Raw genomic sequence first — 11,689 nt, 5'->3', positions numbered from 1 at the left:
TCATTTATGAGAGCTCTACAGATCATTGGTATTATCTTAGGAATTATCATTGGAATTATTTTCGTCTATTATACGGTAGTAATATTATTATTTTCCTGGGTTTCCTCTGCATCTACCAATGGAGCCGTAGCTATAAATAAAAATATAAGCAACCAATATTACTACAAAAAAAATGGAATTGTATATGTCAGCAATGCCAACTTTTTTAGTTTAGGAGCTAAAGAAATCGAGCAGGCAGATCCAGAATCTTTTGAAGTGTTAGCCTACAACTTAGCTAAAGACAAAAACCACGTGTATTATGATGAAATTATTCTTAAGGATGCCGATCCAAAAACATTTGAAATGATCCTTCATAAAGAGTCTGACGAAAAATATCAGTCTTATTACTATACTAAGGATGCTAAACAAGTTTTTTATTTCTACGATCCATTAAAAGAGGCAAATCCAACCACATTTCAATATTTGTGGGGAGATTTTTCGAAAGATGATAAAACACTTTTTTATAACAAGAGTAAAATCTTAACCATAGATGAAAAACCATTACCAATAAAAAATGATACTGAAGGAAATTATCTAAGAATAGGAAATGTTATTTATTACAAAGATCAACGTATAGAAGAGGTTCATACAGAAACTTTCAGAGTTATTAAAGAAACTTTTGCTACAGACACATATGCAATTTATTCTGAAAACAATATACTTAAGTACATTGATCCAGCTAGTTTTAAAATCCTTAATAAAGACTATCAATCCGATAAAAATCATCTCTATTACAAAACCAAAGTATTACCAAATAGTGACCCAGATAGCTATGAATTGATAAATACCCTGTTTTCTAAAGACAAGAACCATCTGTATTATATAGGAAGTATCGTAATGAATTCCAATGCAGTAGGTTATAGTAGCAAAAAGATAAATCAATTGGAAAATGATTTCAAGAAAACAACATTAATCTATGATGATAATCACACCATTTTTGTCTTAAAAAAAGAACTAAAAGAAATTTCACAAAGTCATACTATTTTTAAAGATGAAGTGTATTGTTTTCATAGAAGAATTATGGATGCGGACTATAAAAGTTTTGAGGTCTATGAAAACTGCGAAGATCAATATGCAAGGGATAAAAATCAAGTTTTTTATCTATCAATGGTAATTAAAGATGCTGATGTTACATCCTTTGAAATCATAAACTCTAGTTTCGCAAAAGATAAAAACTATGTCTACTATTTTGAAAAACGTTTGCTTGATGCAGATCCTGATACATTTGTATATCAAGAAGGAATGTATGGAGAAGTTATTGATCAATATACCTATAGATTAGCATACGACCCTATAGGATAACAAATTCGTATTGTTTCCTAGTGTACGATATTACTGTTTATAACGTTACATTTATATACTGAATACTAAGTATTTACCTATTATTACTATTCTCAAGACGCTTCTCTAAAAACCAAAATAAATAACCAATAATGAAAAAAAATCACCAAAACACTTCGTCACCCAAAAATACTAGCTACTTTTTTGGAAAGCAATTGCTGGTATCATTAGGGATTTTGTTCTTTTTCGCAATTAAATCTTTCGGACAATCTTCAGAAGTTCTATTATACTCATCGACTACTGGTCTTACATCTTTAAGCTATGTTAATAATGACTTATCGGGTATCACCTGGGTTCCTGAAAGCAATTCTTTTTTTATGATTCAGAATAGTGGTGGAAGAATTTGGGAAGTTGATAATAACTTCAATCTAGTGAGAACTATTTCCATGTCTGGATTTGGAGACTCTGAAGACATTGTGTATCTGGGTAATAATGAATTTGCGATCGTTAATGAAGCATCAAAGTTTTATATTGGTACTATAGGTTCTGGGACTACTTCTATTAGTGCAAATGATTTTCAGGAAATTACTTTTGACAGTCCAGCAGGTAATGTTGGTCCAGAAGGTATTGCTTATGACGCTGTCAATGAGATATTTTATATTGTTAAAGAAAAAACTCCTAGAAAAATATATAAAATCAATCGTCCAACTAATACCGGTAATATTACGGTAACGCCAGAAATTCCTTTTGATGCAGAAACCACATTTGGAGGTGGAATCATGAACGATTTATCTGCTATCTATTTTGATGATCTCACCAACAGATTATGGATATTAAGTCACCAAAGCCATAATATTGTGGATGTTGGAACAGATGGAACAATCTATGGAAAACTAGCTCTAGCTGATGGGAGTCAGCATGAAGGACTTACTTTAGATGGCAACGGTTCACTTTATGTTACTAGTGAAGCTAATAGCTACAGAGTGTATGAAAAAGGAACTTCTTCTGAAACGGATTATCACGTAGGTCCTGGACAAAGTCTTACAACAATTTCTGAAGTTCCTTGGGCAACTTTACAACCTGGAGATCGTGTATTTATTCATTGGAGAGATACTCCGTACAAAGAAAAATGGGTCATTAACAGACAAGGCACTGCAGATAAACGTATAGAAATTATTGGTATCAATGGACCGCAAGGACAACAAGCTGTTATCGATGGAAATGATGCCGTCACTGTTGCTGGAGTTAACTTTTGGAATGAAGAACGAGGAGTTATTAAAATTGGTGGATCTAATGTTCCTGTAGATGGCTTGCCAAATTATATTACCATAGAAAATCTCGAAATCAGATCAGGAAGATCACCCTATCAATTTACTAACGATAACGGCCAGACAAGTACCTATTCTGATAATGCTGCTAGCATCTATGTAGAAAAAGCCGCAAATCTTATTATCAGAAATTGCACAATGCATGACTCTGGGAATGGATTATTCATTGGTGCCAATGATGGAAACACGGAAAATGTTTTAATCGAAAAAAACTATTTTTATGACAATGGTATTGATGGTAGCATTTTTCAACATAATACCTATACCGCAGCTATTGGAATTACATATCAATTTAATCGATTCGGGCCCTTACGATCTGGAGCTAGAGGTAATAATCTAAAAGACAGATCGGCGGGATTAGTGGTTCGCAATAATTGGATCGAAGGAGGTAACAGACAATTAGATCTGGTTGATGCAGAAGATTCTCAAGTATTGGTGAATCACCCAAGTTATAATACTACTCACGTATATGCTAATATATTGATAGAACCAGATGGAGCAGGAAATTCTCAAATCGTTCATTATGGTGGAGATAGTGGTACACAAGCAGATTATCGAAAAGGTACGTTATACTTTTATAATAATACCGTGATTTCTACCAGAACAACAAATACCACCTTGATTTCATTATCCAGTAATGATGAAACTGCCAGTGTTTTTAATAATACAGTATACACCTCAGCAGCAGGAAGTAGCTTTGCTATGATCAGTAATAACGGAACATTTAATATGCATCATAATTGGTTAAAAACCGGATGGAAAGACTGTCATTGCACTCCTAATGGTGTTGTAAATGATACTGGTAATAACCTTGTAGGATCAGACCCTTTATTTGAAGATTTTGATGCTCAAAACTTCAAATTACAGCAAAACTCGCCTGTAATAAATCAGGGAGATGCGATCCCAGCAGCTTTATTGCCGGATTATAACATATCTCTGGAATATGTAACGCATCAAAACTCAATAAACAGAGCTGTTTCAGGAAATATAGACCTTGGTGCTTATGAATATGAATCAAGCTTATCTATCGTCGATCAAGAGTTTGATAACAATATTTTTATTTCACCAAATCCTGCTTCAGGAACTTTTAGGATTGATCTGAAGAATGGTGTTATAAAAAGTGTGATTGTTTATAATGGAATGGGGCAGCAAATAAAAGCAACCATTGCTAATGAAGTTGACATTTCTAATGTACCCAATGGTATCTATTTTGTAAAAATCACTGTACAAAGCGGAAAAACAGCTTTAAAAAAGGTCATTAAAAAGTAGAAAAATGTAATATAACACTATCAAACAATTCATCAAATGATTAAAAAGGGCCTATATATCTTTTTATTAATAAGTACTATTACGGTTACTTTTTTAGGTTGCAATCAATCGAAACACAAGTCAAAACACGGTTTAAAAGTTTCGTACACTGCCGACACTCTAAAAGTAGCCTACACGTATTGGTGGCCACAATCAGGACCATTTATTGGGATGTGCGGACAAAGATATGCTATGGTATTTACTGGTGTAATAACTAAAATCGATATTTCTGAAAAAGAACCTGAAGCGTTATATACATCTCAAAAAGGAATTATTGAAATCGAACAAATACTAACTGTACGCCATTTAGAAAAGAAAAAGTATGATAATCAACGATTCTTTTCATCTGATTGCTTTTATGAGCAAGGCCTGAAAGAAGGAGATAAAGTAGTCGTTTTTTGTTATGAATATGAAGATTATTATAGTATTCCAGGTAAAAAGTCGATTATAAAAATTAAAAACGATAATGATCCGATTATAAAGTCGATAAAAAAATATATTGAGACAGATCAAAACCCTTTAGCTATAAAAGATGATATCGAATTATGGAAGAAGTATGATCTTGACGAAAACTTAACTCAAATAATCCAATGTAAAGAAAATTAATACAGAGAAGTACCTGTTTATCGTTCACATTATTTAGACTCCCAAACATATTCACCACTCATATTTATATATCCTTTTTTGTCTTTTTCCTCTACATAGGCAAGCCCATTCTTAAAAGGAAGTGCCGTTTTAAACTTTGGAGAAATTACCATTTCTCCACTGGTGTTGATAAAACCTTCAGTGCGTATTCCTATTCTTTTTACACAAGCCAAGCCTTCTGTAAATCTTGAAGTCTTGCTAAATTGAGGTTTTATAATCCACTCCCCAGAGGTATTTATGAATCCCATACTTTCCGTTTCGGTATCATACATATCTGCAAGTCCTTCAGAAAAAGAGGTGGCAACTTGAGTCGTTTGCTCAAAAGGGATTTCTCCTTCTATATTCATAAAGTAATAATCATACCTATCCTTTATCATAGTAAAGCCTTCAGAAAAAGCATTGGCATAAAAAAACTGAGGGTCAAATACTATATCTCCATCTTTATTGATGTAACCATAATTATCTTCACTCTTCAAACCATCATCCCCTACATTAAATCGAACCATTGCCAGACCTTCTGAAAACCTACTATTGCGGCTGAAAGCTGTTTTGATACCATATTTACATTCAATAACCTCATTACCAGAATGATCTATGTACCCATATAACCCATTACGTGATACTAATGCTCGACCCTCAGAGAAAGGATGAGCCGATTCGTAAATTGCATCAGTTACCGAATCTCCTTGTTTATTGATAAACAACATCTTTCCGGTTTTTGATTGAATTGGAGCTAAACCCTCAGAAAAATAACTACTATCCAACATTGACCAACCATAACCTGAAAAATTGGGTTCAATTGCCCATTCTCCAGTTTCATTAATAAATCCTGCCGCCCATTTATCATCTTTCATAATAGCCGCCCAAGACAACCCTTCATTAAAATCAAATACTTTTTCAAATTTAGGAGATACAACCATATCTCCGTTTTCATTAATAAATCCGCATTTAGACTTCTCTTGTATTTTAAATAATACCATAGGTTCTTAAATTATTAGTAGCTCTAACCATTTTTGTGTTTTCACTATTTACCATGTATTCTGTTTTACTACTTTCAACCATTCTTTTTCTTCCTTAGAAAGGGTATTTAAGTTGAGACTATAGGAAGCGTTTGGCTTATACCAGATTTGTGATAAATAATAGTCTTGAATTATTTTTGTTTTAAAAACATAACCTCTTATGGCGAAAGGGAGGTTTCTTAGAATTTTGAAAGACGCTTCATCTATTGAATATGTACACGTATGAATTTCAGAATTTCTATGCTCTTTTGTATCTCGAATACTTATTTTATCAGGAAGGTCATGTTGTTTGTAATCAAAAACTTCATAATTGTCTTTCATATACCGCTGAGGAACATATAAATATAATTCTCCTCTTGGTTTGAAATTTTTCTTTTTAAAAGATATCCCTCCAGTATGAATAACAAATTTACTAACGGGCTCTTCGTCATATTGAGAATACGAATTTACACTCCTTCCATTATCAATTACCCAAGCATCTTTATCGTTAAAGAATGTATTTTGTATATAAAAACTTTCTGAATCTCCCATGTTAATGTTCAATGTAAAGTCATCAATTTGATGATTCCCCCATCTATTTGCTGCTGTCAATATATAATCAAAACTATATTCATTCATTATTGAACCAGACAAGGCAAACCTATATGTATGAATTATTTTATTTATTCCCTGTTTAAATTTTGCATCAAAATGATAGACATAATAGAAGTTTGGGTCGTTTGAATCAAAATCATCTCCAACAACCTCATTTTCAGTCTTTTCATTTATTTTATTGTTTATATAATAGGTTTCTTCGTTTACAATTGATGTTTTATGGTCTAATAATTGACCATTCATTGTTACATCAAATTTTGAAATATAAGGATGTCTACCTTTTATGGGATGTCCATTAACATCACCACTGGGCGAAGGTGCTTCAAAGCCAACTAAAATAGTTTTTTCAGCACTAGAATTAAAGAACGTGTAATTTACCGTTACATATGCATAATCCATTTTGGAATCATTCTCTTTATCGTATTCAGTTTTTTTTACGATACTGAGAATTTCTTTGGTAATACAAATATCAGTTTCATTAATTGGAATCAATTGATTTCCTGAAGCGTAATACGCTCCGTCATTTGAAAATATACATAGAGAAGAAAATAAAAATAATATAAGTAAACTGTTATTCATTTTTTAAGTACTGTTTTTAGTGAAACGTAATTTTTTAGTCAGAGTTATTAGTCATTATCTGTTTCGTACACCGTATCATCCAAACGATGTTTTTCTTGAACTCTTTTAACAAATATATTGTCGGATTCTGTTCCTAAAGCTCTTTCTGTTGGCGAAACTGATTCAAATAACCAAATCATTCTTTCTGATGCACCAGGAGCTTTTTGTTGGTTTTCTAATCGGAAAATGGACTCTAATAGTACCTCCGTTCTAATAGGATCAGTGATAGTTTTTAATTTTTCTTTGAGTAAAGGTATAGCAGCTTTACAATCAAGATCCGCAAAAAGAGCAACAATGTATTCGATATTTTCATCTATCTGCCCATTCTCGAAATATTCTAATGCAGCTTTTTGATTATTCTCCAGTAACCATTTAGCATACCTTGTTTGCAATACAAATTTATTCTTTTGATAGTGTTTTCCTGTTACCGTAATTGCATTTTCTAATATATTTATATCAATTGGTTCTGAAAATAATGTGAGATAAATGGCCATAAAACCAGAAACTTGATTAGAGGCATAGCTTCTATCATCATTAGAAAGGAATGTGTAAGCCTCAAATACTGTATTGCGAAGTTCATCTCTTACCTCAGGAGGTAAGAGCATTATTGCTTGGGTAATCGCTAAATAAATATCACTATTAAGATTATCTCCAGATCCGGATTCCTCCTTAATTCTTAAAGCGTATGATCGTGCTTCCTTATATGATCTTGAAAAAAAACTATTAATCTTGTATTGCTCTTTTTCAATCACATAACATTGAGCTAATGCAATAAGAGCATCTTTATTAACGGGATAATCTACTTCTGTTTTTAATGCTTGTTTTGCGTCTTCATAAATTACGCGATCATCCATTAAGCGAACAAGTATGTCGTATTTTTTTGGATTAAATCTTGTTGCAAATTCTGCTAATTCCCTCTTTAGCATGTATTCTTCGGTATTGGCAATTTCTTTAAAATAGAGTTCGATATAATCTGAATATACGGTTTCAATAAATCTTTTGTATTCATAAAAATCAGGATCAAAACGTTCTTTTATTCCGCCTTTTTTATGATAGAAATACCCAAAGTCATATTTCTTTATTCTTTCTAAAAGAAACATAGGGTCCTGTAAGTCATTTGTCTCTAGTCTTTTTAGATCCGCAAGTATTTCTTTTTTGTAATCACTCATATATGTTAATCTTTATGAATTAGGTAAAAATAGGCACAGCAAACTATCTTCATCACACTGTTTTCAGTGAAATTGTTCAAGGTGTCTTATCTTGATTTCACTTAATTTCATTTCGATCCATACAAGATATTACCAGTTATTTCTTTTTATAAGAAATCCTGCTAAACGAATTTTTAAGATATCGTAAGAGGTACTGGTAGTTCAATATTAAAGATCGTTCCTCTTCCTAATTGAGAATCAATATCCATAGTGCCTGATAAATTTTGTATTCGATTCTTCATATTTGATAAACCGATACCGTGTGTGGCTTCAGATGTGTCATATCCTTTGCCGTTATCCTCATAAATAATGCAAATACCATCGTTTATAAGATCAATTTGAATTTCAACATTATTGGCATTGGCGTGTTTCATCGTATTTGTAATAAGTTCCTGAAAAACCGAGAATAACTCATTATGAAACAAAGGATCTATTTCGTTAATTTTATGTTCCTGATAAGTGAAGATATTAATATCCAGTTTACCTGCTTTTCCAATGTTTTCCATGTATTCCTTTAGTAATTGTGTGAAATTACTATGCCTGAATTTTTCGGGAATAAGATCGTGAGAAAGTATTCTTACCTGTTTATAGGTATCATCAAGTTGTTTATAGATTACATCTAAATTTTCTGAGTCTTCTTTAACTGAACTAAACTGAAGCTTTATAGCGGCCAGATTTCCTCCTATTCTATCATGAAGTTCCTGAGCAATTCGTTTCCTTTCTTTATTCTGAACGCTAATCGATGTCCTGATTAATTTTAATTCCTGATCTTTTATTAAAGCGTCTATTTTTTGCTCACCAATTTCTTTTTGTTTTTTGTTAAGTAGATTTTGATTTTTTAGTTTTTGATAATAAAGAAAAAGTAAACCTATTAAGGGTATTAAAATCAGAATAAAGGCATATGTAAGTATGCTTTTTTGTGATTGTTGTCTTTCTATTTCTACAACTTTAAGTTCTTGGTTTTTTTTCAAAACCGTTATCTCTTTTTCTTTCTTTAATGTTTCATACTCTACTTCTAGCTTGGCAATCTCTTTATCTTTTTGCAGTGTATTTATAGAATCTTGCAATTGATTCTTACTCTCGGTATACCCTAGTGCTTCCTTATATTTTTTTTCTTCCAAAGCAATATCTTTCAGACATTGATAAACATATAATTGTTGTCTAAGAAATCCTGATTCTTGTGCCATAGCCAGCACATCTCTATATTGTTTTTTAGCCTTTTTAAATTCCCTCTTACTCTGATAAACCTCACTAATATTAATCAAGTTGTTGAGTTCTATTAAGGGATAGTTGTATTCTCTGGCTATAGGTAGTGATTTATTAAAATATGGCAAGGCTTCATCACCTTTTTGCATCTCCAGATACACTGCTCCGATATTCAATAAAGCGACTGCTATACTTCTCTTATGATCAATGGAATAATAATAATCTAATGCTTTTTTGTGATATAAAAGTGCTTTTGTATAGTTTTCTATGTCTATATAACAAAGAGCAATGCTTCCATAACGATCTGCATTTTTGTTTTCTTCTAGATTAGCTTCTAAAAGCTCTATAGCTTTATGGACATCCCCTAAACGTCTATAAGCAGCTGCTAAACTCACAATAAGCTTATCTAGCGTCTTAAGATCTCCGCATTTTTGTGCTGTTTCGATTCCTTTTAAAGCCCATTTTTTACTATCCTTAAGTAAACTTTTATCTCGAGAAGCATTGGAAAGAGCTAAATAAAAATAAGATAAGGATTTTAGTGATAATGAATCGTGCTTGTCTCCAATTAGCTGGACAGCTCTTTTAGCATAAAACAAAGCAGAATCAGTAGCATACTTATAATAATGATAAGATGCCAAAACCTTATGAGCAAAAACCTTATTCCTTTCATTGGAAGTTCTCTTTAACACGTCATGACCTATTGCAAAAGCTTTTTTTTGACCCGGGTTTTCTTCTTCTATATCACTCTGAGCTTGCTCCAGTAGCTCTCGATCAGTATCAATTATATTTAATGGAGTATTTAATTCTTTTTGGGCACCGACAATACCTGTTGTCATCAACAAAATGAATAGAATAATAAACTCTGAAAATAAGAAGTTGTTTGACTGGGGCATTTTCACGAAGACTTATAGTAATCGTAAAAATAGAAAAAAGCACGAGAATTTAGTACAAGACGAAATATAATTAATACCTAATAAATTAAATAGTTTGCCTTAATTCTTATGAAAAGCATCCCACTTTTGTAATAATAAGGTTTCTATTTTATTGATTTGGTTTTCTGTAAGAGCAGTTTTAAAGTTTTTTATATAGGATACGACATAGTCCAAATAATGTTTCTTATATCCATCCTTTAATCTAAACTCCACAGCTTTCCATTCTTGAAATTCTCTTACAACACTATTAAAAAACATGCTTTGATTTTCTTCTTTTTTTAGATATTCTTCAAGGCCTTCAGTCATCAAGCTGTCAAATTGTTCACTTCCACTTTGTCCACAACAACTTACATTTCTAGCAATCGCTAAACGACAAGTCAGTTCACACCAATTATATTTTTCAATGATCTCTTTTATATGCCACATTTGCTCAACTTCATGATCTAAATCATTAGTTCTTAAAAACTCAATATAATAACGTATCCACTTTTTATTTTGATTGACCAGTGCTAAAATAGCATAAGTACCTGCCGAATGAGATACATAACTATCATTTTCAGGAATCCAAACCCTTGTACCCTCTTCACCATCATCTGTTACCTGACAATAGTCTAAAATAAGTGGAGAAAGTGAATCATACTCAGCCACTTTATTAAAGAACGCCTCTTCTTCTAAACTATAGCCGTTTTTATCTTTTTCATTAATTTTTATTTGAAATTTAATCTGTTCCAGTCTATTGTCATTATGATATATCACATCAGTCTGTTCATCCGGATATAACCTTTTTATTTCTCTAATAGAAGCGATTATAGTATGCAGTATGTTTTTTAAATCAACTTCCGTCAATTGACTATCAACGAAGTCCTTATCTACTATTTTTTTCTGTTCGATCGCCTTTTCCTCATAATCACCAGCGTAACCTTTAGCACTTATTATTATTTTTATCGTGTTCATAGTTTGTTTTTTTTAGATCTTCAATATTTCTTTCTGGTATTAATTGATACTGTGGTTTTTCATCTCTTTCAGTTCCAATTGTATAGTACATATGATCTTTTTTTCATATACTTATTATAACCAGAAATCTACATAATCTTTAGGCATGTCTTTGTCTGGTAATTCAGAATCAGGGTCTAATCCAATGATTGTACCTGTAATGCGAATCAGTTCCTGGAATACCTTGTGATACTCAATAATTGTTTCTTTATCGTCACTAGCTGAAGCCCGATAACGCTCAGCACAGTATCCTAGTTGAATCTGTAAATTTTCAATTACCTGATGTCGCAACGTAAGATATGACTTAGGCAAGAGAGTTTCATCGATTTCATTTTCCTTACCTAATGCATAGGACCAGCCACTGCGAATAAGGTCATTTAATTGACGTAAATATTCATCCGTTAAAAGTTCTTTTTCCTGAAATTCTGCTTGTTTAATTTTTTTTGATAAATCAGCCAAATTCTTTAGCTTATCATTATAATTAGTGTTCTCTATGTCCTTAAATTTCATAAGTATAA

At 32.0% G+C, this 11,689-nt stretch carries 9 protein-coding genes; 3 read left to right on the top strand and 6 right to left on the bottom strand.

Annotated elements, in window-relative coordinates; genetic code table 11:
• Positions 1 to 6 precede the first annotated feature (6 nt).
• From Q0910_RS19660 to Q0910_RS19650, 3 genes are all read left to right on the top strand, one after another.
• Positions 7 to 1,341, top strand: coding sequence for a DKNYY domain-containing protein (locus Q0910_RS19660; protein WP_299220265.1), 1,335 nt, complete (start codon positions 7 to 9; stop codon positions 1,339 to 1,341).
• Between the two features lie 131 nt (positions 1,342 to 1,472).
• On the top strand, positions 1,473 to 3,917 hold the full coding sequence (locus Q0910_RS19655; RefSeq protein ID WP_299220262.1) for an SdiA-regulated domain-containing protein: 2,445 nt from the start codon (positions 1,473 to 1,475) through the stop codon (positions 3,915 to 3,917).
• A 36-nt stretch (positions 3,918 to 3,953) separates the two neighbouring features.
• A complete protein-coding gene (locus tag Q0910_RS19650) occupies positions 3,954 to 4,562 on the top strand; it encodes a hypothetical protein (protein ID WP_299220259.1) in 609 nt (202 codons plus the stop codon).
• 29 nt (positions 4,563 to 4,591) lie between these two features.
• Here the strand turns inward: Q0910_RS19650 and Q0910_RS19645 are convergent, their stop codons facing one another.
• The 6 genes from Q0910_RS19645 to Q0910_RS19620 form a co-directional block, all read right to left on the bottom strand.
• A complete protein-coding gene (locus tag Q0910_RS19645; RefSeq protein ID WP_299220255.1) occupies positions 4,592 to 5,581 on the bottom strand; it encodes a WG repeat-containing protein in 990 nt (329 codons plus the stop codon).
• A 48-nt stretch (positions 5,582 to 5,629) separates the two neighbouring features.
• Positions 5,630 to 6,793, bottom strand: a complete 1,164-nt coding sequence (locus Q0910_RS19640) for a YARHG domain-containing protein (RefSeq protein ID WP_299220250.1) — start codon at positions 6,791 to 6,793, stop codon at positions 5,630 to 5,632.
• 47 nt (positions 6,794 to 6,840) lie between these two features.
• On the bottom strand, positions 6,841 to 8,001 hold the full coding sequence (locus Q0910_RS19635) for a hypothetical protein (protein WP_299220247.1): 1,161 nt from the start codon (positions 7,999 to 8,001) through the stop codon (positions 6,841 to 6,843).
• A 173-nt stretch (positions 8,002 to 8,174) separates the two neighbouring features.
• On the bottom strand, positions 8,175 to 10,139 hold the full coding sequence (locus tag Q0910_RS19630; RefSeq protein ID WP_299220244.1) for a tetratricopeptide repeat protein: 1,965 nt from the start codon (positions 10,137 to 10,139) through the stop codon (positions 8,175 to 8,177).
• A 99-nt stretch (positions 10,140 to 10,238) separates the two neighbouring features.
• Positions 10,239 to 11,132, bottom strand: a complete 894-nt coding sequence (locus Q0910_RS19625) for a hypothetical protein (protein ID WP_299220241.1) — start codon at positions 11,130 to 11,132, stop codon at positions 10,239 to 10,241.
• 114 nt (positions 11,133 to 11,246) lie between these two features.
• Positions 11,247 to 11,681, bottom strand: coding sequence for a hypothetical protein (locus Q0910_RS19620; RefSeq protein ID WP_299220238.1), 435 nt, complete (start codon positions 11,679 to 11,681; stop codon positions 11,247 to 11,249).
• Positions 11,682 to 11,689: the final 8 nt, after the last annotated feature.

The sequence above is a fragment of the uncultured Aquimarina sp. genome, from assembly GCF_947495315.1.
Taxonomy (GTDB): domain Bacteria; phylum Bacteroidota; class Bacteroidia; order Flavobacteriales; family Flavobacteriaceae; genus Aquimarina.
Note: the sequence above shows the minus strand (reverse complement) of the source record. Positions and strands in the feature narration are given on the sequence as shown.

Coding starts and splice junctions, on each gene's coding strand:
- Q0910_RS19660 (WP_299220265.1), top strand. CDS start 7: ATGAGAGCTCTACAGATCATTGGTATTATCTTAGGAATTATCATTGGA.
- Q0910_RS19655 (WP_299220262.1), top strand. CDS start 1,473: ATGAAAAAAAATCACCAAAACACTTCGTCACCCAAAAATACTAGCTAC.
- Q0910_RS19650 (WP_299220259.1), top strand. CDS start 3,954: ATGATTAAAAAGGGCCTATATATCTTTTTATTAATAAGTACTATTACG.
- Q0910_RS19645 (WP_299220255.1), bottom strand. CDS start 5,581: ATGGTATTATTTAAAATACAAGAGAAGTCTAAATGCGGATTTATTAAT.
- Q0910_RS19640 (WP_299220250.1), bottom strand. CDS start 6,793: ATGAATAACAGTTTACTTATATTATTTTTATTTTCTTCTCTATGTATA.
- Q0910_RS19635 (WP_299220247.1), bottom strand. CDS start 8,001: ATGAGTGATTACAAAAAAGAAATACTTGCGGATCTAAAAAGACTAGAG.
- Q0910_RS19630 (WP_299220244.1), bottom strand. CDS start 10,139: ATGCCCCAGTCAAACAACTTCTTATTTTCAGAGTTTATTATTCTATTC.
- Q0910_RS19625 (WP_299220241.1), bottom strand. CDS start 11,132: ATGAACACGATAAAAATAATAATAAGTGCTAAAGGTTACGCTGGTGAT.
- Q0910_RS19620 (WP_299220238.1), bottom strand. CDS start 11,681: ATGAAATTTAAGGACATAGAGAACACTAATTATAATGATAAGCTAAAG.